The organism is Brevibacillus schisleri (genome assembly GCF_055685845.1).
In genome coordinates, this window is record NZ_JBVNDM010000001.1 from 1968880 (window position 1) to 1992119 (window position 23240).

Annotated in this window: 24 protein-coding genes and 1 pseudogene; 20 read left to right on the plus strand and 5 right to left on the minus strand. The window is 40.3% G+C overall.

All coding sequences use genetic code 11. The features are described 5' to 3' along the window. Positions 1 to 52: 52 nt before the first annotated feature. The 5 genes from ACUUHJ_RS09765 (at position 53) to ACUUHJ_RS09785 (ending at position 8220) form a co-directional block, all read left to right on the plus strand. Entirely contained in the window at positions 53 to 5512 is a 5460-nt protein-coding gene (locus ACUUHJ_RS09765) for an RHS repeat-associated core domain-containing protein (protein ID WP_472298801.1), read from the plus strand. A gap of 7 nt (positions 5513 to 5519) precedes the next feature. Next, positions 5520 to 6011 carry a hypothetical protein gene (locus tag ACUUHJ_RS09770; RefSeq protein ID WP_472298802.1) on the plus strand — a complete coding sequence of 164 codons (492 nt, stop codon included), beginning with the start codon at positions 5520 to 5522 and terminating at the stop codon, positions 6009 to 6011. 174 nt (positions 6012 to 6185) lie between these two features. Then, positions 6186 to 7142: a phage lytic cycle repressor MrpR family protein gene (locus tag ACUUHJ_RS09775; protein WP_472298803.1), complete on the plus strand. Its 957-nt coding sequence runs from the start codon at positions 6186 to 6188 to the stop codon at positions 7140 to 7142. Between the two features lie 163 nt (positions 7143 to 7305). Continuing rightward, complete coding sequence (locus ACUUHJ_RS09780; protein WP_472298804.1) at positions 7306 to 7716, plus strand: hypothetical protein; 411 nt, start codon at positions 7306 to 7308, stop codon at positions 7714 to 7716. 63 nt (positions 7717 to 7779) lie between these two features. Then, positions 7780 to 8220 carry a hypothetical protein gene (locus ACUUHJ_RS09785; RefSeq protein ID WP_472298805.1) on the plus strand — a complete coding sequence of 147 codons (441 nt, stop codon included), beginning with the start codon at positions 7780 to 7782 and terminating at the stop codon, positions 8218 to 8220. A gap of 283 nt (positions 8221 to 8503) precedes the next feature. On the opposite strand, the gene ACUUHJ_RS09790 is transcribed toward ACUUHJ_RS09785, so the two are convergent. Next, on the minus strand, positions 8504 to 8710 hold the full coding sequence (locus tag ACUUHJ_RS09790; RefSeq protein ID WP_047071214.1) for a helix-turn-helix domain-containing protein: 207 nt from the start codon (positions 8708 to 8710) through the stop codon (positions 8504 to 8506). Between the two features lie 159 nt (positions 8711 to 8869). Between ACUUHJ_RS09790 and ACUUHJ_RS09795 the strand changes: the two genes are divergently transcribed. The 8 genes from ACUUHJ_RS09795 to ACUUHJ_RS09830 all read left to right on the plus strand — a co-directional run bounded on the left by ACUUHJ_RS09795 (position 8870) and on the right by ACUUHJ_RS09830 (position 15858). Beyond that, positions 8870 to 9649 carry a recombinase family protein gene (locus tag ACUUHJ_RS09795; protein ID WP_472298806.1) on the plus strand — a complete coding sequence of 260 codons (780 nt, stop codon included), beginning with the start codon at positions 8870 to 8872 and terminating at the stop codon, positions 9647 to 9649. Positions 9650 to 9663: 14 nt separating this feature from the next. Further along, positions 9664 to 9903, plus strand: coding sequence for a hypothetical protein (locus ACUUHJ_RS09800; protein WP_007722200.1), 240 nt, complete (start codon positions 9664 to 9666; stop codon positions 9901 to 9903). 139 nt (positions 9904 to 10042) lie between these two features. Then, a complete protein-coding gene (locus ACUUHJ_RS09805; RefSeq protein WP_472298807.1) occupies positions 10043 to 11275 on the plus strand; it encodes an IS110 family RNA-guided transposase in 1233 nt (410 codons plus the stop codon). 57 nt (positions 11276 to 11332) lie between these two features. Next, entirely contained in the window at positions 11333 to 12001 is a 669-nt protein-coding gene (locus ACUUHJ_RS09810; protein WP_472298808.1) for a hypothetical protein, read from the plus strand. A gap of 25 nt (positions 12002 to 12026) precedes the next feature. Further along, positions 12027 to 12536 carry a hypothetical protein gene (locus ACUUHJ_RS09815; protein WP_472298809.1) on the plus strand — a complete coding sequence of 170 codons (510 nt, stop codon included), beginning with the start codon at positions 12027 to 12029 and terminating at the stop codon, positions 12534 to 12536. Positions 12537 to 12920: 384 nt separating this feature from the next. After that, positions 12921 to 13574 (plus strand): DUF3885 domain-containing protein, encoded by a 654-nt coding sequence (locus ACUUHJ_RS09820; protein ID WP_472298810.1) that lies wholly within the window; start codon positions 12921 to 12923, stop codon positions 13572 to 13574. A gap of 249 nt (positions 13575 to 13823) precedes the next feature. Further along, on the plus strand, positions 13824 to 14780 hold the full coding sequence (locus ACUUHJ_RS09825; RefSeq protein ID WP_472298811.1) for a phage lytic cycle repressor MrpR family protein: 957 nt from the start codon (positions 13824 to 13826) through the stop codon (positions 14778 to 14780). A gap of 163 nt (positions 14781 to 14943) precedes the next feature. After that, positions 14944 to 15858 (plus strand): phage/plasmid replication domain-containing protein, encoded by a 915-nt coding sequence (locus ACUUHJ_RS09830; protein ID WP_472298812.1) that lies wholly within the window; start codon positions 14944 to 14946, stop codon positions 15856 to 15858. 262 nt (positions 15859 to 16120) lie between these two features. On the opposite strand, the gene ACUUHJ_RS09835 is transcribed toward ACUUHJ_RS09830, so the two are convergent. Continuing rightward, positions 16121 to 16321: a helix-turn-helix domain-containing protein gene (locus ACUUHJ_RS09835; RefSeq protein ID WP_007722198.1), complete on the minus strand. Its 201-nt coding sequence runs from the start codon at positions 16319 to 16321 to the stop codon at positions 16121 to 16123. 171 nt (positions 16322 to 16492) lie between these two features. Here ACUUHJ_RS09835 and ACUUHJ_RS09840 point away from each other — a divergent pair, with 171 nt between their 5' ends. From ACUUHJ_RS09840 to ACUUHJ_RS09870, 7 genes are all read left to right on the plus strand, one after another. Continuing rightward, positions 16493 to 17272 carry a recombinase family protein gene (locus tag ACUUHJ_RS09840; RefSeq protein WP_472298813.1) on the plus strand — a complete coding sequence of 260 codons (780 nt, stop codon included), beginning with the start codon at positions 16493 to 16495 and terminating at the stop codon, positions 17270 to 17272. Positions 17273 to 17286: 14 nt separating this feature from the next. Then, entirely contained in the window at positions 17287 to 17526 is a 240-nt protein-coding gene (locus ACUUHJ_RS09845; protein ID WP_472298814.1) for a hypothetical protein, read from the plus strand. A 139-nt stretch (positions 17527 to 17665) separates the two neighbouring features. Beyond that, on the plus strand, positions 17666 to 18898 hold the full coding sequence (locus tag ACUUHJ_RS09850; protein WP_472298815.1) for an IS110 family RNA-guided transposase: 1233 nt from the start codon (positions 17666 to 17668) through the stop codon (positions 18896 to 18898). A 57-nt stretch (positions 18899 to 18955) separates the two neighbouring features. Beyond that, complete coding sequence (locus tag ACUUHJ_RS09855; protein WP_472298816.1) at positions 18956 to 20065, plus strand: polymorphic toxin-type HINT domain-containing protein; 1110 nt, start codon at positions 18956 to 18958, stop codon at positions 20063 to 20065. 88 nt (positions 20066 to 20153) lie between these two features. Further along, entirely contained in the window at positions 20154 to 20297 is a 144-nt protein-coding gene (locus tag ACUUHJ_RS09860; RefSeq protein ID WP_289677105.1) for a hypothetical protein, read from the plus strand. An 803-nt stretch (positions 20298 to 21100) separates the two neighbouring features. After that, positions 21101 to 21322 carry a hypothetical protein gene (locus tag ACUUHJ_RS09865; protein WP_289677106.1) on the plus strand — a complete coding sequence of 74 codons (222 nt, stop codon included), beginning with the start codon at positions 21101 to 21103 and terminating at the stop codon, positions 21320 to 21322. A gap of 159 nt (positions 21323 to 21481) precedes the next feature. Beyond that, positions 21482 to 21679 (plus strand): hypothetical protein, encoded by a 198-nt coding sequence (locus ACUUHJ_RS09870; protein ID WP_289677108.1) that lies wholly within the window; start codon positions 21482 to 21484, stop codon positions 21677 to 21679. 223 nt (positions 21680 to 21902) lie between these two features. Here the strand turns inward: ACUUHJ_RS09870 and ACUUHJ_RS09875 are convergent. The 3 genes and pseudogenes from ACUUHJ_RS09875 to ACUUHJ_RS09885 form a co-directional block, all read right to left on the minus strand. Beyond that, a pseudogene (locus ACUUHJ_RS09875) lies at positions 21903 to 22115 on the minus strand (IS110 family transposase); the annotation flags it as partial. Beyond that, complete coding sequence (locus ACUUHJ_RS09880; RefSeq protein ID WP_472298817.1) at positions 22058 to 22909, minus strand: hypothetical protein; 852 nt, start codon at positions 22907 to 22909, stop codon at positions 22058 to 22060. The pseudogene ACUUHJ_RS09875 and the gene ACUUHJ_RS09880, both read right to left, overlap by 58 nt. Positions 22910 to 23091: 182 nt before the next feature. Continuing rightward, complete coding sequence (locus ACUUHJ_RS09885) at positions 23092 to 23238, minus strand: hypothetical protein (RefSeq protein ID WP_436712681.1); 147 nt, start codon at positions 23236 to 23238, stop codon at positions 23092 to 23094. Positions 23239 to 23240: the final 2 nt, after the last annotated feature.

A 23240-nucleotide genomic window follows, 5' to 3' on the forward strand; every position in this document is an offset into this window, starting at 1 on the left:
AGACTCCCCCCTTCTCCTAAAGGGGGGAATAATATTCTCTCTTGGAGGCATTATGAAACACCTGTCGATAAAGTCAATCTTGATCTTTTTGGTATGCAGTTCTCTAATAACGACCATGATATCACCAGCAAGTATCCTCGCGAATGATCTGTCACTGCCGAATTCGGATAATACACAAAGTATAGAACCACCAATTCCAACCGAAACAATAAATGAAATCCAGCAATCCATCTCAGAGCAAAATCTCAACCCTTTACCAGAAAAAACAGAAGCAAAAAATCCCGCATCATATAACGCCGAGGACATCGCTTCACTAACATGGACTCAGCTGGATGCAAACACAGCAATCGAAATCCACCAAACATTCGACCGAACCTTACTAAAATACGCTGCCTATTTCTATCCAGATCTATTGCAGCTACTTTCAACAGAAGAACACTCAGAAGTAAATGCTTTTTCCAGTGACCAGCTCATTTCTCAATTCGATCATTTCAGTCAGGAAAATAAGGCCCTCTTAAATCGCCTTACACCCCTTGTAGCATCGAAAGTAAATGAACTCAAGAGTCTGGAAGAAACGCTCGACATTCAAGCAGTGAATACAACTCCTCCAGAAGTTCTCTACTCGGAAAAAGATCAGGAGTTTCGCTTTGCTCGTTCAAAAACAGAGCAAGCCGTAGATGATGTATATCGCTCTGCCAACTTGGTCGAGCAAGATCTCTACTTACCAGGAAAGCATGGACTGGATCTGGATATAAAACGCAGATACCACTCCATGAGCAGTAAAATCAGTGCACCAAGCTGGGATGATGATCTAGACAAGAATGAAGCCCTAAGGGACAATGAAAAATTTGCAACCGGTTGGGATTTTAATATGCCAAGACTGGATATCGTCACGCGTGAGCAGGCAGCCACGGTAAGGGACGACCCATATAATCCAGGCCAGCAAATTTACTCCACCAAAGTAGACAAGAGTCCAACGGCGAATCGTTATTACATTAGCCTAGAGGACGGGACATCTTTAGAATATCGTTTTAACAAGTTTGTGAATTATCCATATAAAGACATCATGTTCATCACGGACGACGTGAATCGAAAGTACACGCTGCATTACCGTAATCTGAAGTATGAATTTGATGTAAAGCTGGGAACGGTCGTCAAATCCAATATTTATGGGGACACGATCAAGTACAACCTGAACAGCGATGGAGAGCCAGTCAGCATTGAAGACAGTGTCGGCCGTTATGTCGTGCTGAAACGAAAGCAAAACGACACCACGCAAGACTTGATTGTCTACAAAGACAAGACAGAGACCACCGTGCTCAAGCACATTCGCTACCACTTTGAACGAAAGCTAGCATTGAACGGTTACTTTCAGCTCGTCCGAGTAGAAGTCTTGCCGACAGCAGGGAGTGGAAGCGGTTCTTATACAGTAGCAAATTATTCCTATCATAATCCTACTACCAAGGGTATTGCTTATTTCAACTTAAACAAAGAATATACGCTGGATAAGCTCCCAACTGATCAAAGCCTTCAAGATTCAGCAAAGTATTGGGAATCGGATACAAAGAAGCGTAAGGAAATCGATTACTTGCTCATGCAAGAGGTTTCCTATCCGTTGCAAGGATTAAAAATCAACTACGAATATCGTCCCTACCAACTAGGTCAAACGACGTTCAATGACGGTCTCGTACGGATTTTTCAAGACAAGTATGCACTGAGCTATGTAGCCTATCATCCAGTCAATAAAGTATCGTACAGCTATACGCAGAAAACGCCGAAAGGAACCAATACGTATAAGCTGGAAAAGAGCTATGCCAATAATGACAACCTCCGCGAGATATGGAAGGTACCAAAGGAACAACTGCCCAGATTAAAGAATTTTGCGGAACGTCATGGGGATACCATCCAGGTCACAGAATCTGAGGCTTCCCGTTACACGAAGAATTCTATTTACAAGGTCAATCAAGACGGAAATACGTTGCTGCGAAGCGTTAAGACAACAGGCGTGAGCAAAGGCGGAACGAATGTATCTGGCGCGAAGTATCGGGTGGAGTACAATCCAACTACGTACACAACCTATGCCTATTCCGGCCGGAACACAAAGCCGACGTATCAATACGTTTTCCTGGAACCGACATCGGCGGTGAGCGATCTAGATGTTTACAATTCCTACTTGAAAGACCCGAACCTTTCCAATCGCTCACGGTATGCGGCGAAGATCAACAATTACGCTCAAGAGACGTATTTGGAATATAACGATTACGGACAGCTAACCAAGCAGATTGCACCGGACGGGATTGTAAGTACATGGACATATGATGCAGAAGGGGTAAATCCATGGGGATTCCGGACCTTCTCCGTATTAAAGGCAGCCAGAACGCAATCAACCTCCGCCTCGGGCGATCCGTATTATTCGAATACGACATTCGAGTACAACAATCAATATTTGCTTCGGAAGGAAACGGAGATCAACTCGTTCCCTGCCAATTTGATCAATAATCACAAGAGCCAATCGATCGAACGGACATATGAGTACACCAATAATCAGCTCTATTCAATTACGGAAAACTTTGGCGGAGCAAAGACAAGGACGCAGACCTTTACCGCCTATGATCAATATGGCGTTCAGCCAACACAAATCGCACTCGCAGGTGTTGAGTTGGAAAGCAGTAAATCGGATGTATTGAATTTTTCCTACGACATCGATGACAAAGGCCAAATCAAAAGCCAGATCTATCCAAACGGAAGCAAAGCTACATATGATTACGATGAGTTAGGCCGACCGTTATCGGAGACTTTTCACAATCAAGGCGCAAAACGAACCATTACGTATGTGTATCGGGATGGCGAAGCTTCTGGATCGAGTTCAGAGGGACCGGGCATCGTGGAGAAAATTGCCCCGGATCAATCGAAGCTGATCACTTACTACACCCCATATGGAGATACCGCCTACCAAGAGCAAGTGGGCACGTCAGGTGCGAAGCGTCCATTGGTAGAAAACGAGTTTACGCCAGATGGAATGGAGATTAGTCGCACGGTTCCTTACGGGAAGCAGGAGCAAAGCACCTCGTACCTGTATGACTGGGACGGTTTTGTGTACCAAACGACGAATTCCTTAGGAACTACTAAGAGCCATCGAAACAATGCCTACTCGGATGGAACAAGATACTTACCCCGTCTGACGGAACAAACGCTCTCTCCGAATGGGTATATCGCGACCACGTACCGTGATTTGTATGGAAAAGTGGAGAGCACGGAGGAGACGACGCAAAGCGGCAGTCACCATCGCGTGACGAACTACCAGACGGATCGATTCGGGAAAGTAACCAATAAAGAAATCTCAGACGGCAAAACTTCCCAAGCGTGGAGTATGCGCTTCGACCATAACGACAACCTGGTTTATTTGCAGGACCCGGAAAATAACGTAAATGTATACGGGTACGATGGGCTAGGCAATCTCACCAGTGTATTGGAGAATGGCACGACTACGGCAGAGTATACCTACAATAGTTTGTCGTGGAAGCTCTCGGAGAAGAATCCAGAGACAAAAGCGGAGACGTACACCTACGAAAAAAGCGGTCTTGTGAAGAGTTACAAGGACAAAAACGGCGTCACATTTAACTACGACTACACGCCTTTCCATGAGTTGAAGAAAGTTTCTTCTGGCGCTTCTTTCTATGAAGACCGGGTGTACGATCCACAGTCTGGTCTGCTTTTGAGCGAAAATAATCACACAGGAAACTCTATTAGCTATGGCTACGATGGGTTCCATCGGAAGAATCGCCAAACGATGATGGGTAAGGATTACCAGCTTCTATATTCCGACAACGACGATACGATAGATACACTCGTATACCCAGCAAGGGGGGCGGTATCTGGTTCAGCCCCATCTCTAAGTGTCGGATACACCTATGACAACGCGAACCGCTTAAATTCGGTGGCGATCCCGGGAGTCGGAACAACCACGTACACGTACGATATCAGTAACTCAGGAGAAACCAATGAAGTATCGTATCCGGGTCAACCGAAAGCGATGCAGCAATCGGTTAGCTCATTTGGTGAAAAAACAGCCTTGAATCACGCAGACGGCTGGAATGAGTCAAATGGCTACGATCTGTTTGGGAATATCACCAGTCAAAAGCGCTCCGGTACGAATTATGGATTGTTTGTGTACGACAAGCTTTCCCGGATCAAGGAAGAATCGGTCGAGGGTAACGTTAAGCAATACGCTTATGACAAGCGCGGCAACCGCCAAGTGTATGCAAATGCCCCGGTAGATATCCTGCGCTCCTATGAAATGAAGCACGATTTGTTTAATCGTTTACAGGAGTACAAGGACGAGAAGGGGACGACGACATACACGTATTATCCAGGTGGGCTGCGTGCGACCAAGCAACAGACTGGTAGCGTGACGGATACGACTCACTACGTCTATTTGGATGGGCAAGTCATTGAAGAGCTGACGCAGGATGGCAGGGTCAAGGCGCGGAATGTGTTTGGTAACCAGTTGATTTGGCGAAAAGACTATGCGTCGAATCTTGAAGGTACCTACTATTACAACAGCCACGGCGATGTTGTTAAAATCAAAGCCCCGAACGGCAACGTCCTGAATACGTATGATTATGACATTTGGGGCAATCTGATTGCGGATAAGGTCAAAGAGACGATTTCCAACCCGTTTATGTATGCGGGGGAGATGTTTGACAAAGAGAGCGGATTCTATTATTTGCGGGCCCGGTATTATGATCCGAAGATAGGGCGGTTTATATCGGAGGATACGTATAAAGGGCAAGTGGATAATCCGTTGTCGTTGAATCGTTATACGTACACGCATAATAATCCATTGAGGTTTGTGGATCCAAGTGGGCATGCACCTGAACAAGGTCTAGGTGTGGCACCTAGCAACGGAAATTGGAAAGACTCAAGAGATTTAACTCCGTATGAAGCTATGTGGGTTCTTACTAACCCTGATAGCACAGATAAGCAAAAAGCTCAGGCTTTGTACGGCATGTCTCGAAGTATTTTTGCTCCTGATAAAGGTGGAGCTTCAACGTTATCGAGTATAATGAAATATTCAAGAGTACCTTCCACGTCAACGTTTAAACTATTGAATTTAGCATCAGGTGATAACCCAATTGTTGGAGCAATTAATGTGGACATAAAAGCAGGCAAAGGAGTAAATGTTATTGCAGATGCAAATAAATTACCCTTTCAGAACTCTTCTTTTGATGCAATTGTGTCTGTTAGCCCTTTTGGATTTGATCCGTTAACATCTGACGCGTTTAGAGTTTTAAAAGAAGGTGGAACATTTACTATTGTGGGTAACTATGGTAATAAGTATTTTAAAAATGTCTTCAATGCAACAGAGCAAGAACTTAGGAATGCTGGTTTTGGTCTAATGTATAAAGGAAAGCCTGCGGATGATTTACTAACTAGTTTTACAACGAGTGGTAAAGCAATTGATCCAGACACTTTAAAACAGATTACATTATATAAATTACATTTTGATTAAGAAATGGGTGAGTAAAATTAGGAAAGTACTTGATGTTACAGGTAAATTATTTGATCAAGTGGATTTTACAGAATCGACATTATTCTTCCACTGCTATAGAAAATTACCTGAGTCAATAGAAATTGAAGTGTGGGGGCTTTCATTAGAAGGAACACAAAAAAATGAGGATTACTATGTATCTGGAATTTCTACTATCAGCTTTGAAGGTGTGACATCTAGTCTATTAGAAGTTTCGGTATACCACCCTAACGGAAATGAATTTATTAAGATTAACAATGACAGATATTTAAAGTTAACAAAAAGCTGGGGGGAGCCTTTAGATCAAGAAGAATATCAATATCATCTTGGTGGAGTATTAGACTGGCCAAGTGGTTATTGTCAACTAGGTATTAACGCAACTGGAAAAGTGACAGTGTCATTTGAAACAAATAATTGTGTATTGACTGGCGACTATGTAAGAAATCCAGAAAAGTATACATACAAAGGGAATAGGGACTAATCCTACGAAAAAGAATTACACCCCAAACGAGTAATCTACGCTCGTTAGGGGTCTTTTTTTCATAAAAATGTAAATAACTCTTGATTTAAAATGCAAATTTATAGTAATATCGATTCAAGGAAGTCGAACTATAAATTTATAGTATTTCTGTTTCATCAAGAAAGGTGTGTAACCATGTTTAACCCCGAAACAAAAACAGCCTTTCTTCAAGGATATAAAGAAAATACCCAAAAAGCTTATTCAAGAGTGTTCAACCTGACAATGAAGTTCGAAGTGGAAAAGGACAAGGATTTGCTCCACTTTACACTGGATGAGATTGAAACTGCCTTGCACAGCTTCCATGCTTCTACAGGAGACTCTCTCAATACGGCTGGGAGAACGATATCTGCTTACTTGAATTGGGCAAGGGCAGAGGGGCTTAGAGAGGACACCAATCCATTGGAGTCCGTTTCAAAAGAATGGTTTAAGAACATGGTAGGAAACACCCATCAACAATTTATTACGAAGCAAGAAATCGATGCAATCATTGACCAATGTAATAACGATCAGGATTCTGTGATTCTCTCTCTGTTATTTGAAGGTGCGGGTGGAAGAGAGGTAAGTGAACTACGCAATCTAAAACGCGAACAAGTCAATGATGAGAAACGAACATTGATATTGATTAACGATAAAGAAGAAACAAGAGAAATTCAAATATCCGAGCAGTGTCTGAAATTAATAAATGGCGCAATCAAGCAAAAGGATTATCTCAAAGGGAATGGGGAGATGAGACGAGATCATCTCAAAGAAACAAGTGAATTAATTGAAACAGGCTATGTAATCAGGCCAGCCAAGACAAGAAATGTTCATATGGAACAAGTCAGTCCTCATCTGATTTATGGGAGATTACATGCATTAGAAGAATACTTTGGTTTGGACAATCTACGAGTGAAAACGATTCAACGTAGCGGGATGATTTGGATGGGAAAGCAACTGCTTGAACGTGATGGTGAACTCGGAAAAGAGCAGTATTATGAGATATGCCAACAGTTCGGCATTAGCCAAGTCATGAATGGAAACAAGCTAGAGTATATGTGGTGGGGATTAAAAGACTTCGTTAATCCAGACATGATTGCTGCATTGTACGAGTAACGCACCTAGAGGATGTAATTCCTCTGGGAAAACAAGATAAAACTAAAAATTTATTGTAAATCGATAAGGGAGGTGATCAAACACATGAGTTGTTATCTTTTGTTATAACAGTCCAAATCATATCCAATATATTAAAATTTATAGTAAAAAGGAGAGTATATAATTGTTTGATTCCATCAAAATGAAAGTAAGTTCCGTATTTATTCAACCTGAAATATTACGACAATATAACTTTGCATCTTTTACATACCGTAATCAGAAAGCAGGTGTTATAACCACATTCCAAATGCAAGACGAGATCATTCCATATATCAAATATCAAGAAGCAAGCGGCACTTTAACTATTCAAGTTTCCATTCCTAAGCTGCTTTATGGAAATAATGTCAAAGTAATCAACGAATCAGATATTCCTATCTTCTTTCAACGAGTACAAGAACGATTACAGCAATTATTCGGTATCCATATTGCCCATGAAGATTGGAGAATTACCCGTTTAGATGTATGCTGCAATTTCCATGTTGGGAATCGAACAGGGGAGTATGTTCGTCAGTTGAGCAAAGGGAAAATGCCCTAAAAAGATACGCGAAATTTTAATCATGACGAAACAGTAGAATTTTATAACAAGAGTAGCAGAGTCATGCTATACGATAAATACAAGCAATGTAAACGAGTGAAGGAACCGAAGGAGATCATTGAGCAATCCAAGGGAATTTTACGATTAGAAATTAGACCTAGCGACAATGACATGAAGAAATATACCAAAGAGAAGAGAGCCATTCATCTCGTCACTCATTCCTTTTTTACCTACATAATCAAAAGGACACTTGAGGGATTGCCATACACAGAAAATGTGGAAACCATTGATTATGAATGGCTTTTGGAAAACAAGGAGGAAATATCAAAGATTGAGATCTATCTAGGTTTCACTATGATCAAAAATTTGTTCCAAGAAAGTGGAATAAGAGCAATTTATACAACATCCACTCTTCCTAATCGTAGGAGTTTGGCAAAGAAAATAACCATCCCGAAAAAGGAAGGGTTAAAAAGATTGGAGATTGTTGATTCAATTCATGGTTGAAGACATCCACTCACACCGTATTGTTGTTAACACGATAACGATAAAAATTAGAGAACTTTGGATAAATTTTGAATGGACAGAGCTTACTAATAAAGAAAAATAAGCAAATAGAGCAGTCCTTACAAAGAAAATGTGTCTCTCTACGATACCGTATCGATACAACCTGCTGCCATTCGGGGGTATTTTACATCTCTATATAGTGAATGGACATGAAATAGGGGCATTACACATCTAGTCCCATAGGTAGGTTGGATTTTAGGCGATTAAGTTTTGAGGTGGAAAATTACTCTCCCTCCAACACCAGCAATTCATGCAACTCAATATCTAATGTCTTACAGATCGTTTCAAATGTACTAAGGTGAACCCTATCTACTTGGCTGGAACAGAGATGGCTGATTGTATTCGGTCTAAGACCAGTGAGTCTTGCCAACTCTCGTTGAGACATATTTCTCTGATCAAGGATTTCTTTTAACTTTACAATTATAGGCATTTTGAGTCCTTCTTTCCCGTGAACATTCTTTATCCATTATACGTGCAATTTTAGCACGAGGAAAAGGTCGTTGATTGTATCTGCTAAGCGATATATAATTGTTTTGTATCTACTAGGCGTTACAATGATTCAAATTCCTGTAACGGGAAGGGGAATAGTATGGAAAAAGTAGTGGGATATGTCAGAGTATCGACAAAAGGACAAGTTAAAGATGGGTATAGTCTAGCCTACCAAGTAGAGGAGATTCAGCGTTATTGTCAGGATAATAATCTAGAATTACTGAACATCTACAAGGATGAGGGGATAAGTGGAGCAAAAGTGGATGAGGATGGATTGACCATTGAACGGGAAGGGTTACAAGAACTCTTATCCAGTTTTACTTATCAAAAAGTAAGCCATATTATCGTTCTCAACACTTCCCGATTGTGGAGAGCCGACATGGTGAAAGTCCTCATTCAAAGAGAATTAAAACGGCACAGCGTAGACGTAAAAGCAATTGAACAGCCCAACTATAGTATTTATGCCCATGACCCGAATGATTTTCTAATCAATGGCATGATGGAATTACTCGATCAATACCAACGTTTGGAGATCGCACTCAAACTAGGGCGGGGAAGAAAAAAGAAAGCGCAACAAGGAGGATATGCAGGAGGTGGCGTTGCTTTCGGATATACGGCAACGAAAGGACAAAAAGCCATTCAGATAGATGAGAGACAGGCGGAGACTGTGCGGAGATTGTTTTCCTTACGTGAAACGCATCCCACTTGGTCACTCTCCCAATTGGCTGTCCAACTGAATACAGAGGGGTATACTACGACACACGATAAATCCTTTACCAAGGTACAGGTCAAACGAATCATTGATCGTGAAGCCTTCTACAGGGGCACCTACCGCTACGGTCAGATTGAAGCAAATGGACTTCACCAAGCCATTATGTAGCGGGAGGAACGAACGTGGAAGCTCAATTCACTCATTATAAACAGGAAGAGATACGCTCTCTTGATAAGATTCAGACATGCGAAATAGGTACACAATTAATTTTTGACTATGTTCAACAAGAGAACGCTGTATTTAACATCGCTACGATAGAGGAAATAATAAAAGCCATCTTTCAGGTGGAACTACATCAACGAGAATACTTGCTGCAAATCCGTTTAGCGAAGGCATTGTCTAGCACCAAATTACAACCGTAATGATAGAACGATAATGACATGAAAAGAATGTACGAGCTAACGTATCCGTGCGTGTTCATCTTTGAATAATGCTTGTTCGGAGGGTGCTGGCATTCTTTTCTCTACATCATTACTTATCAAAGATAGGGGTGAAGTCTTTTTGCATCATAAATTGAAGTACCTATATATCGGAGTAGACTTACATAAACGTCATCATACAGCGGTGATGATGACCTGTTTCCATGAAAAGAGAGACGAAATCCAATTCGAGAACAAGCCGTCAGCGTTTCCGAAGTTTCTGCAACAAGTAGAAAAACTAGCCAAGAAGGAAGGCTTGACCCCTGTGTTTGGCTTGGAGGATGTTGGGGGCTACGGAAGAGGATTGACCATGTTCCTTAACGAACACAAGTATGAAGTAAAATCGGTTAACCCTGCCCTTACGATATCTATTCGGAGAAGCAGTCCAAATAACAAGAAAACAGATGCATGGGATGCAGAGTGTGTGGCTCGCATTCTGATTTCCAACTTGGATACACTGCCGACTGCGAATCCACATGACCTTTATTATGCAATCTCACAGCTTGTCACAAGAAGAGAGAACATTGTGAGTGTTGTAACAGGAATCAAGTTGCAGCTTCATCAGTTGCTAGGCTATCACTATCCAAGTTACAAGAAATTTTTCTCACAAGTAGATGGGAAAACAGCATTAGCTTTCTGGCTGAAGTATCCTTCTCCAAGTTGTGTGCGTGGGGTGAGTGTGGATGAATTGGCTACCTTTCTGTATAAGAAGAGCAATCGCAACATGTCTACCAAGAAGGCAGAGGACATTCTATCTCTCGTACAGCAAGACGGAGACACATCGAAAGATTATCAAGGAGTCAATGATTTTCTTGTCAAAAATGTGGTTCAGGACTTGATTATTCGAGAGCATCAACTAAGGCAAATTGACACAGCGTTAGCGAAGCATCTTGCCTTACTGGATTACAAACTAGAGACCATGCACGGAATTAGTACGGTCACGGCAGCGGAACTAATCGCGGAGATTGGCGATATTTCACGTTTTTCCAGTGCTGACAAACTAGCGAACTTTGCAGGGATTGCACCTGTGCAGCATAGTTCAGGGAACAAGCAGAAGAGTAAAAAGAGCAAGTTAGGCAACCGTAGCCTTTATGATATCTTCTATAACCTTGCCATTCGTCAACTTGGTGTATCAAGGGCGAAGAAACCCAATCATCCTGTTTACCATTCCTACTATGAGAGAAAGATGGCAGAAGGGAAAACCAAGTGGCAAGCGATTATTTGTGTAATGCGTAAATTGGTCAATGTCATATACAGCATGATGAAGTATAAGACGGAATATAAGATGCCAGTCCTTACAGAACAGGCGGCGTAGTAGCAGGGTGGTAGCGGAAAGGTTGCCACCTAACCTTTATCTATTGAGCGCTTTATCATGGAGGATACTTATAAAGGGCAAGTGAATAATCCGTTGTCGTTGCATCGGTATACGTATGTTGCGAATAATCCTTTGCGTTATGTTGATGCGAGTGGTAATCAGTATACTGAAATTGGAAATTCGCTAACATCTCAGCAAATAGGACATAATATAATGCTGGATGAGAGGACAAGGGACGCCTATATCCACATTTATAACACTTATGGACCAGACGCCATACCAGAGGAACATCGTGAGATCGTAGGAATGATGGCAGATCCAGCCTCAATGCTACCTGGATATGGCGGAGTGAAGATAGTTCGAAATGCTGGTAAAGCCTTAATAACAGAGGTAACAAAGAATGTAAGTAAAGAGGCTGTAACTGTAATTACCGGGGGTAAAAATTTCAAGGATCATTTTCTAAGGCACAAAAAACTCCTTGAAACAACTCTTGGTACAAAATATTCGAAACTAAAAGAAGATGGACCTAAGTTTTTACAGGATATTGGACGAATTATTGATGACGGTACAGTTAAGTTTGTAGGACAAGGTACATTAAATAAAAATTCGGAAGTGATGAATATTTACCGAGGAAATGGTATTACAGTTGTTACAAAACCTAGTGGTGAATGGGTTACTTTGCTCGAAACTGGTCTTGGAATGGATTTAAATATCATATTCAAATAAAATATTTAAGAGGGGTGTAGATAAAATGCTAGAAAAAGTTAGGTCAATTATAGGTGTAAATCAAATTGAAGACATCTATTTAACGGGGTTTGTGGACATCGATAATGGTATTGCTGAATTTGTAGCTAACTCTAGTTTAGTTTACTTCAAGTTCGGTAATCATTTAATAGAATTTGAGTCTATCGATCAGTATTCAAGATTAGGTATTACTATTGTGGATTCAATTAGGCACCAAATAGATTTTGAGGATGTTATACCAAGTAAATCAAGAATTACAGAAATCATTTTAGATAATCCGTTAAATATTAATAAAGTAATTAATATGCATTTTTTTGATCTTGAAGTTAGTGAACGAAATTTAAGATGCGTTGCTATAAATTTAAGGTTAGCGAATGGACAAGATATTTTTATAGACCCAACCAGCTTAGGGCTTAATATTGGTGGGCTAGGTGTGAAAAAATTATGGGAAGATAACTTAATGGGGGGAGAATCAATGGCATTAACAGAAATAGAATTAGAAGCTAGTTCCGAATGATTTACTTAGCAAGAGTTTTATAACATATCTTAACCCTCGACTAATCAACGCTCGTCGGGGGTTCTTTCTTTCTTGCTCGTTCTGCTGCTTGAAGACACACGGGGAAAAGGGAGGAAGCAATTTTTAATAATAAGTACCAAGATTACTCGGCATATTCAACTGGCGGTAATGGATGAGAAGGCGTTTGACAGACATTGTACGAGAATCTGCTTCGGAAAAGTGTTCAAATAGAACAGGAAGGGTATAAATGAACATTTGTCAATGATTTTTCATCTCCACGAACAGTTTAACCAAAGCAGAATAAACCATGCGAAATAAGGTATAAAGTTTAATATTAGTGCCGTAAAGGGAACGATAAGTCTTCTTTACGGCTACTCTCTGGGGATGATGAGATGGAATGCAATCAAAATTTGGATAACTTTCTATTGCGTTATGTTTGAAGGAACCCATTTAAAAAAACCTTTATTTTATAATGCTTCAATCGGCATTAGATTTGAAATGGGTGGAGACATTGATATACCCGAAAAACGAGTAGAACAGGTAAAAAAGAGGACGATAACCTTATTTGACACGGTAAATAAATACGATAATATTATTTATTTTGTGCTATTTGTTGATCGTTGGGGTGATGAATCAATTAATTCCTTGGAGGATGATGTTTTTGAGACATTCGGTAATTATGTTGATGGAATAGACTTAGACCAAATATCTAAGAAAGAACAGGAGTTTCGATATAAAGACGTAGATGAGATTGATAATATAGTAACTATTAGGTACTGTGCCAAGGTGAAAGTCCAAGATATGAAGGTGGAAAGTCTGATTAGGGCAATTGCAAATCGAACTCTTGGTTTGAAACCCATTATTACGGGTGACATATATTTGATAAATGAGACGAATAGTACTATTTATCATCTTTATGACGACAGAGGTTTGGATATTGTGGCTGAAAAAACAGAGACTTTACGGAAAGTTTATCAGCAATACGATAGTTGGATATTAGATTATGATCGAAATAGGGTTGACGTAATATTTTCCTGACTGGCCTTGTGAGAGGTGACTCTCTCCAAGGTTTTTTCTTGTGCCCCATCCAGTGCCGAATAAATCGGGCGGCAATTGTAAATGCTAATCCAATTCTTGACCACCTAGCCGTAAACGCTCATAAAAAAGTTGACCAACCAAAAAGTAAAAACCTCTTGATTTAAGTTGTAAATTTATAGTATTATCAATCCAAGGAATTCAAACTACAAATTTATAGTAACCCTGTTCCATTTGGAAAGGTGTGTAACCATGTTTAACCCCGAAATAAAAACAGCCTTTCTACAAGGATACAAAGAGAATACCCAGAAAGCCTATTCAAGAGTCTTCAACCTGACAATGAAGTTTGAGATGGAAAAGGATAAGGATTTGTACCACTTTACATTGGATGAGATTGAAACTGCCCTGCACAGCTTCCATGCTTCTACAGGAGATTCTCTCAATACCGCTGGGAGAACGATTTCTGCTTACTTGAATTGGGCAAGGGCAGAGGGGCTTAGAGAGGACACCAATCCACTGGAGTCCGTTTCAAAAGAATGGTTTAAGAACATGGTAGGAAACACCTACCAACAATTTATTACGAAGCAAGAAATCGATGCAATTATTGACCAATGTAATAACGATCAAGATTCAGTGATTCTCTCCCTGTTATTCGAAGGTGCGGGTGGAAGAGAGGTAAGTGAACTACGCAATCTAAAACGTGAACAAGTCAATGATGAGAAACGAACAGTGATATTGATTAACGATAAAGAAGAAACAAGAGAAATTCAAATATCCGAGCAGTGTCTGAAATTAATAAATGGCGCAATCAAGCAAAAGGATTATCTCAAAGGGAATGGGGAGATGAGACGAGAGCATCTCAAAGAAACAAGTGAATTAATAGAAACAGGCTATGTAATCAGGCCAGCCAAGACAAGAAATGTTCATATGGAACAAGTCAGTCCTCATCTGATTTATGGGAGATTACATGCATTAGAAAATTACTTTGGTTTGGACAATCTACGAGTGAAAACGATTCAACGTAGCGGGATGATCTGGATGGGAAAACAACTGCTAGAACGTGATGGTGAACTTGGAAAAGAGCAGTATTATGAGATATGCCAACAGTTCGGTATTAGCCAAGTCATGAATGGAAACAAGCTAGAGTATATATGGTGGGGATTAAAAGACTTCGTAAATCCAGATATGATTGCTGCATTGTACGAGTAACGCACCTAGAGGATGTAATTCCTCTGGGGAAACAAGATAAAACTAAAAATTTATTGTAAATCGACGAAGGAGGTGAACAAACGTATGAGTTGCTATCTTTTGTTATAACAGTCCAAATCATATCTAATATATTAAAATTTATAGTAAAAAGGAGAGTATAAAATTGTTTGATTCCATCAAAATAAAAGTAAGTTCCGTATTTATTCAACCTGAAATATTACAACAATATAACCTTGCATCTTTTACATACCGTAATCAGAAAACAGGTGTCATAACCACATATAAAATGCAAGACGAGATCATTCCATATATCAAATATCAGGATGGGAGCAGAACCTTAACGATTCAAGTTTCCATTCCTAAACTGCTTTATGGAAATAATGTCAAAGCAATCAACGAATCAGATATTCCTACCTTCTTTCAACGAGTACAAGAACGATTACAGCAATTATTCGGTATCAATATTGCCCATGAAGATTGGAGAATTACCCGTTTAGATGTATGCTGCAATTTCCATGTTGGGAATCGAACAGGGGAGTATGTTCGTCAGTTGAGCAAAGGGAAAATGCCCTATAAAGATACACGAAATTATAATCATGATGAAACGGTAGAATTTTATAACAAGAGTAGCAGAGTCATCCTGTACGATAAATACAAGCAATGTAAGCGAGCTAAGGAACCGAAGGAGATCGTTGAACAGTCCAAGGGAATTTTACGATTAGAAATTAGACCGAGCGACAATGACATGAAGAAATATACCAAAGAGAAGAGAGCCATTCATCTCGTCACTCATTCCTTTTTTACCTACATAATCAAAAAGACACTTGAGGGATTGCCATACACAGAAAATGTGGAAACCATTGATTATGAATGGCTTTTGGAAAATAAGAAGGAGATATCGAAGATTGAGACCTATCTAGCCTACACCATGATCAAAAATTTGTTCCAAGAAAGTGGAATAAGAGCAATTTATACAACATCCACTCTTCCTAATCGTAGGAGTTTGGCAAAGCAAATAACCATCCCGAAAAAGGAAGGTTTAAAAAGGTTAGAGATTATTGATTCAGTTCAGGGATGAAGACATCCACCCAATTGAATCTGTTACGTTTACGATAGCGATAATAATTACAGAATATTGTATTTGATTCAGGGTGCCAAAGCGTGAAAAGCAGGAGAAATAAGGACAAATTGATACAGCTTATGGAAAAACGAGGGGAAAACGATGCATTGACGATTGGAACGGTGGGGGGCAAATTACATCTAAAGCCGAATCTAGCACCGAAGATAAACGCCTTGCACATCGAGTTCCACGGTGAAGTTGTAGAAATTACAATAAGCAGCTATTCAATTTCAATAAGCTGCTCAATAGGAATGTTTAAAGTCTTGCAGATGAGTTCTAGTGTTTCCAAGTAAACCCGATCAACCTTTTCAGAACAAAGATGATTCACTGTGCTGGCTCGCAAACCAGTCAATCTAGCCAACTCCCGCTGAGTTATCCCTTTTTGTTCAAGAATTTCTCTTAATTTTATACGAATTGCCATGTATTTTCTCTCCTGAAAAGTGACTCCTAAGAGACGGAATTTGTTTTCATTATAGCATCGAAGAAGGAGGAAGTCATTGAATGTTACGGTTAAGAGTTATATAATGAAACCATAATGTTTCGGTTAAGCGTTACATTAATTTCAATTCCTGTAACGGTAGGGGTGAAACGCATGGAGAAAGTAGTCGGTTATGTGAGAGTATCCACCAAAGGACAAGTAAAAGATGGGTACAGCCTATCCTATCAAGTAGAAGAGATCGAGCGCTATTGCAAGGAGAATAACCTAGAATTACTCGGAATCTACAAAGATGAAGGAATCAGCGGAGCAAAGGTGGACGAGGATGGATTAACGATTGAACGTGCAGGTCTACAGGAATTACTTGCTAATCTTCATTGGCAAAAAGTAAGCCATATTATCGTTCTCAACACTTCCCGATTGTGGAGAGCGGACATGGTGAAAGTCCTTATCCAAAGAGAGTTAAAACGGCACGCCGTAGATGTAAAAGCAATCGAACAGCCCAACTATAGTATTTATGCCCATGACCCCAATGATTTTCTGATCAATGGCATGATGGAATTACTCGATCAATACCAACGTTTGGAAATCGCACTCAAACTAGGGCGGGGGAGAAAAAAGAAAGCGCAACAAGGAGGATATGCAGGAGGTGGCGTTGCTTTCGGATATACGGCAACGAAAGGACAGAAAGCCATTCAGATAGATGAGAGACAGGCGGAGACGGTACGTAGATTGTTCTCCTTACGTGAAACGCATCCCACTTGGTCACTGTCCCAATTGGCTGACCAACTGAATGCAGAAGGGTATACAACGACACATGCTAAGTCTTTTACCAAGGTACAGGTCAAACGAATGATTGATCGTGAAGCCTTCTACAAGGGTACCTACCGCTATGGTCAGATTGAAGCAAATGGACTTCACCAAGCCATTATGTAGCGGGAGGAACGAACGTGGAAGCTCAATTCACTCATTATAAACAGGAAGAAATACGTTCTCTTGACAAGATTCAGACATGCGAAATAGGTACACAATTAATTTTTGATTATGTTCAACAAGAGGACGCTGTATTTAACATCGCTACGATAGAGGACATAATAAAAGCCATCTTTCAGGTGGAACTACATCAACGAGAATACTTGCTGCAAATCCGTTTAGCGAAGGCATTGTCTAGCACCAAATTACAACCGTAATGATAGAACGATAATGACATGAAAAGAATGTACGAGCTAACGTATCCGTGCGTGTTCATCTTTGAATAATGCTTGTTCGGAGGGTGCTGGCATTCTTTTCTCTACATCATTACTCATCAAAGATAGGGGTGAAGTCTTTTTGCATCATAAATTGAAGTACCTATATATCGGAGTAGACTTACATAAACGTCATCATACAGCAGTGATGATGACCTGTTTCCATGAAAAGAGAGACGAAATCCAATTCGAGAACAAGCCGTCAGCGTTTCCTAAGTTTCTGCAACAGGTAGAAAAAATGGCAAAGAGGGAAGGCTTGACCCCTGTGTTTGGCTTGGAGGATGTAGGGGGCTACGGAAGAGGATTGACCATGTTCCTTAACGAACACAAGTATGAAGTAAAATCGGTTAACCCTGCCCTTACGATATCTATTCGGAGAAGCAGTCCAAATAACAAGAAAACAGATGCATGGGATGCAGAGTGTGTGGCTCGCATTCTGATTTCCAACTTGGATACACTGCCGACTGCAAATCCACATGACCTTTATTATGCAATCTCACAGCTTGTCACAAGAAGAGAGAACATTGTGAGTGTTGTAACAGGAATCAAGTTGCAGCTTCATCAGTTGATAGGCTACCACTATCCAAGTTACAAGAAATTTTTCTCACAAGTAGATGGGAAAACAGCTTTAGCTTTCTGGCTGAGGTATCCTTCTCCAAGTTGTTTGAGCGGGGTGAATGTGGATGAATTGGCTAACTTCTTATACAAGAAGAGCAATCGCTACATGTCTACCAAGAAGGCAAAGGACATTCTATCTCTCGTACAGCAAGATGGAGACACATCGAAGGACTATCAAGGAGTCAATGATTTTCTTGTTAAAAATGTGGTTCGGGACTTGATCGCTAGAGACCATCAGCTATCACAAATTGACACAGAGTTGGCTAAGCATCTTGCATTACTGGATTACAAACTAGAGACCATGCACGGAATTAGTACGGTCACGGCAGCGGAACTAATCGCGGAGATTGGCGATATTTCACGTTTTTCCAGTGCTGACAAGTTAGCTAATTTCGCTGGAATTGCACCCGTTCAGCATAGTTCAGGGAACAAGCAGAAGAGTAAAAAGAGCAAGTTAGGCAACCGTAGCCTGTATGATATCTTCTATAACCTTGCCATTCGTCAACTGGGCGTATCAAGGGCGAAGAAACCCAATCATCCTGTTTACCATGCATACTACGAAAGAAAGCTAGCAGAAGGGAAAACCAAGTGGCAAGCGATTATTTGCGTGATGCGTAAATTGGTCAATGTCATATACAGCATGATGAAGTATAAGACGGAATATAAAATGCCAGTCCTTACAGAACAGGTGGCGTAGTAGCAGGGTGGTAGCGGAAATGTTGCCACCTAACCTTTATCCATTGAGCGCTTTATCATGGAGGATACGTATAAGGGGCAAGTGGATAATCCGTTGAGTTTGAATCGGTATACCTATACGCATAATAATCCGATACGATATGTCGATCCTTCTGGTAATCATGTGAGTGAAAGCGGAGGTTGGGAACCTGGAGGAAGTTATTTTTACTATGATCATGACGGAGTCAGACGAATTCACGGAAGTAAGGAAATTGATTGGAATTATTACCGAGAATGGTTTGAATCTGATCAAGCAGGTATGCAAGATACATTGAGAGGTACAAATAAAGTAAAAAATTACATTGCAGCTAAGGTTACATGGGATTGGGCAATGGAAAATGGCGTTCCTATGGACGGCGGAGGAGTAGGTAAAGTACCTGGTGTAGCAAAGAGTAAATCAACCACATTCAAGCCGTTATTTGGTTGCAACTGTTTTACGGCAGGAACAAAGGTGCTAACAGACGAAGGGGAGAAACCTATCGAGGAAATCGAGGTAGGTGATAAAGTCCTAGCTAAAGACGATGAGACAGGTCAGATAGCCTATAAAAAAGTCGAATGGCTCTTCCAACGTGATGTTGAGGAAACGTATAATATTACTGTTGGCGGTGAAGTCATAACGACAACTGACGAACATCCGTTTTGGATCGTCAAAAAAGGTTGGGTGGAATCTAAAAATCTTGTTGTGGGCGATGTTCTAACAAACGCCGATGGCAAGGAATTGACCATTGAGAAGATCGGGGTTAAGAAGGAACATGTAACAGTTTATAACTTTAAGGTGAAGGATTTCCATACGTACTTTGTTTCAAATCTTCACATTTGGACACACAATCAATGTGGTGATAAGTTTTGGAGATTTACTTATCATTACGAAAAACATGTTAAAGGTTTGCATGGTGGAGGTAGAGAGTACGGAAATATAACAGAGCAACAATATTATGATATTGCAATTGGATTAAAAAATTCTAAAATCGATGGAATTGATGTGTTTTCAAAGACACTTGATCGTAACAAAGTGCAAGTGATGTATAGGAAATCTACAAATGACATTATTTACATTAATCCAGATGGAACTATAGGCTCAATGTTTAAACCAAAAAAAGGAATAGATTTTTATGAGCGAGTTAAGTAGAAAGGATTTCGACACATGTACTATTGCTTGGTTTGCGGTTATCGTGGATTAATAGCACCTCAATATGATAGTGAAGGATTACCAAATTTTGAATTATGCATTTGTTGTGGATATCAAGCAGGTTACGATGATGATGACCAAGGTCATTCAATTGAATCATATCGTAAATGGTGGTTTGAAAGGGGGGCACCCTGGTGTCATCTTGAAGATAAACCAAAAGACTGGGATTTAAAAAAACAGTTAAAGAATATTAATATTATAATCTAGCGAATTAATGAATCTGTCCAATAAATAGGTTTTCTGGTTAGGGACAAATAACTGGTTCTAAAGACCTTGGGGTGGTAATCAAGGTCTTTCTTTTACCCCTACCCAGCGCCGAATGAATTGGTGGCACGTCCCGAAACAACTTAATCATCATTACCTCCGTATGATATTCTTCCAATATGCTTGTAAGCACAAACAAGGTGTTGGAGAATATACCCCTTTATTACGAATCCTCTAACCTCGTAAAAGCTCCAGTATCATCAGATATCATCATGTCTGGTTCCGAATACCATATCTTCGTTTTCTCACGGTTTTTCAGAAATAAATGAGATTGCTAATAATCGCAACCGACCTCATATTACAATCGATAGGGAGGGCGAGCAGGGAACTTTGCAACTGAACAGATATATAGCCCGACTACCATAGGGTGTAGGGAGAAATTTATCGAATGTGAATTTAATGCACAACTAACTGAACACTTGGAGCGATGGTTCTAACGAGAAAACTCTGATAATGTGCCAGTTGACATAATGCCCATATGAGTCGTTAATTCACTTCCAGTCTTGGAATTCGGAGATGGGAAATAACACTACTGACTTGCCGCTGATGATATTTGTTCGAGCAAAACGTCCGCGCTCTATACTAAAGTGTGTAAAAAGTTAGCAGCAAGGTACTATTGTTCGCGAAGCAACCCTTGAGATATTCGAAAAAGATGGTAAGTTGATTTCCAATTATCATGTGGTAATAGAATAACACTGAGGATGTGATTAAATGATAATACCAGTTTTAAAGGATATTGTCGTACGAGGCGAACCTGAATGTGCTGATGATTTTATTCTTTCAGCAAACGCAGATATAGGAGTAGGAGCAAAAGACGAGGAAGGTGTCGAGTACTTTTATTTTAGAATTATCTCATCTAAAAGATTACTTTCAATGCTTAAAGAGGACAGTATTATAGATTGCAGAGCGACATTTATGTCCAAAGAAAATTAAGTATTAGACTGAAAAATAAAGTGTTAGACCGTGAAAATAATGTTTTAGACTGAGAAAATATAGTATTAGACTGACGCTGAGTCATTTCGCTAACGGGCAGGATAATTGAATAAATATGGTATCCTATACTGTAAAACGAACCCGATTAGGAGGATCGTAATGGGATTTTTTGAACAACGGCTAGAAAATTGTATTCTTTCTTCTAAAGAACTGTTAACCAGTAATGATCTCGAGGAAGTCATGCATTTTTATAAGCATGCTGAATATGAAATGGCTTTTGAAGGACTCCTAATTGAGCTTATTAGTGCTCGTCGATTTGGAATGGAAAGAACTTGGGGAGCACTATCAACTGGATAAAGACACCGTATTTGATGAAATGATATGGGAGAAATTCATGCGGTGGGGCAAATCATATTCTGTTCAAGATAAGTGCTAACTAATTCAACTAAAACCAGCTAATATCTTGTCAATATTTATCTCTAAATTCCTTAAAACCCGATGATATACTAAAGATGCGCATGCCAAATATCCTTCCAGAAACTTAATGGAAGGCTTTTCTTTTATTGATCTTCTTTGGGATTTAAGCTAAATCAAGGAAAGATTGTTTGCTTCTTAAAACGGCATAGATCCAATGAAGAAGCTTGTTTACACATGCTATAACTGCCACTCTGTACGGTTTTCCTTCTTCACGCTTCTTGTCGTAGAATTCCTTTAATTTTTTATTGCAGGAGCGTCTTAGCCCACATAGAACCGCAAGGTACAAGGCGTGTCTAAGTCGCTTGGACCCTCGTTCGTTTGGCAAGCAGGATTAACTAGCAAGTAATGGAGAACGAGTAGTAGGCATGCATGGCTGTCCTTTCCTCCGGAATAGGCTAGGCATACCCTGCGCGACTCAGTCATGATTTTAGCAATGGACGCTCTCGCAATATCTAAAGCAAAACTAGGCATTTCCTCCAATATAGTTAAAGCCTCGCCATTCGCCGGTCTCACTGGAGTTGCAGCCTGAACTTCCTCAATCTCAAACAGGTCGCTCCATTCTATAGCTGATGCGTACTCATATTCATAGGTGAGATCTGGCCAATCCAAAGCCCCGCTCACTCCATATGGTCCCATCTCTTTAGCAGGGAATACTTCAATCAGCAGCGTGGTGTCATGCTTTTCAAACCATACCATCAGTTTGTTTTTAGGTGACTCTAAATGCCAATCCCACTCATGAGGCAGCAGCAAACTGTGAATAAAGGCATCGATGAACACTTGGTCTGGGATCATATGTGTAAAATCCTCTTGCTCTAAAAAGGCAAACAGATTCCCAAGTGTGGTATCCGCCGAAATGATATCACTCCAAGCCAAGTCACTGTCTGTCCCTTGCATTGGTTTCTTTGGCTTATCGTGAGTAAAGTGATGAATCACCACGTATCCATTTCCTATGGAAAAAACCCCGCTATGATCTCGTACAACACCATGAAAGACAAAGTCATTTTTCTGTAAGTAGGACCACACCGAACGTACAGTATTATTCCACTTCTTCAGACTCTGGAAGACTGATACTCGCTGCTCCCCTTCAGTAAATTGATATCTCTCGTCCATAAATTCTGCCTTAACTGCATGAAAAAAGAGTAGGCTGCTGCCTACTCTGGAATAACATGCTGCCAGAGGGCATTCGCCTCCTCTATGGTTATTTCACATTCCACAAGATACTCTTTAAAAGGTCTGCACCATTCGATTAATATCTATCAGTGGTCCTTTGCACGTCCTCAAGCTGTTTCGACTTAAGGGGCAATAAGCTGTTGCTGTTCAAACATTTCCAGTTCGGCCTGCACCGTTTCTTTAATGTCCAGAGGTCGATGATCTGCCTCCAGTAACGCGCTGCGATTATGACGATACCAATGATTACGCCATACACGAATTCCATGCAATC

Excerpts from the sequence above, each read along its gene's own strand:
- ACUUHJ_RS09835 (WP_007722198.1), bottom strand. The coding sequence starts at position 16,321 with ATGGCAATTCGTATAAAATTAAGAGAAATTCTTGAACAAAAAGGGATA.
- ACUUHJ_RS09825 (WP_472298811.1), top strand. The coding sequence starts at position 13,824 with ATGTTTAACCCCGAAATAAAAACAGCCTTTCTACAAGGATACAAAGAG.
- ACUUHJ_RS09820 (WP_472298810.1), top strand. The coding sequence starts at position 12,921 with ATGATGAGATGGAATGCAATCAAAATTTGGATAACTTTCTATTGCGTT.
- ACUUHJ_RS09795 (WP_472298806.1), top strand. The coding sequence starts at position 8,870 with ATGGAAAAAGTAGTGGGATATGTCAGAGTATCGACAAAAGGACAAGTT.
- ACUUHJ_RS09815 (WP_472298809.1), top strand. The coding sequence starts at position 12,027 with ATGCTAGAAAAAGTTAGGTCAATTATAGGTGTAAATCAAATTGAAGAC.
- ACUUHJ_RS09790 (WP_047071214.1), bottom strand. The coding sequence starts at position 8,710 with ATGCCTATAATTGTAAAGTTAAAAGAAATCCTTGATCAGAGAAATATG.
- ACUUHJ_RS09765 (WP_472298801.1), top strand. The coding sequence starts at position 53 with ATGAAACACCTGTCGATAAAGTCAATCTTGATCTTTTTGGTATGCAGT.
- ACUUHJ_RS09855 (WP_472298816.1), top strand. The coding sequence starts at position 18,956 with ATGGAGGATACGTATAAGGGGCAAGTGGATAATCCGTTGAGTTTGAAT.
- ACUUHJ_RS09865 (WP_289677106.1), top strand. The coding sequence starts at position 21,101 with ATGATAATACCAGTTTTAAAGGATATTGTCGTACGAGGCGAACCTGAA.
- ACUUHJ_RS09775 (WP_472298803.1), top strand. The coding sequence starts at position 6,186 with ATGTTTAACCCCGAAACAAAAACAGCCTTTCTTCAAGGATATAAAGAA.
- ACUUHJ_RS09840 (WP_472298813.1), top strand. The coding sequence starts at position 16,493 with ATGGAGAAAGTAGTCGGTTATGTGAGAGTATCCACCAAAGGACAAGTA.
- ACUUHJ_RS09870 (WP_289677108.1), top strand. The coding sequence starts at position 21,482 with ATGGGATTTTTTGAACAACGGCTAGAAAATTGTATTCTTTCTTCTAAA.
- ACUUHJ_RS09810 (WP_472298808.1), top strand. The coding sequence starts at position 11,333 with ATGGAGGATACTTATAAAGGGCAAGTGAATAATCCGTTGTCGTTGCAT.
- ACUUHJ_RS09785 (WP_472298805.1), top strand. The coding sequence starts at position 7,780 with ATGCTATACGATAAATACAAGCAATGTAAACGAGTGAAGGAACCGAAG.
- ACUUHJ_RS09880 (WP_472298817.1), bottom strand. The coding sequence starts at position 22,909 with ATGGACGAGAGATATCAATTTACTGAAGGGGAGCAGCGAGTATCAGTC.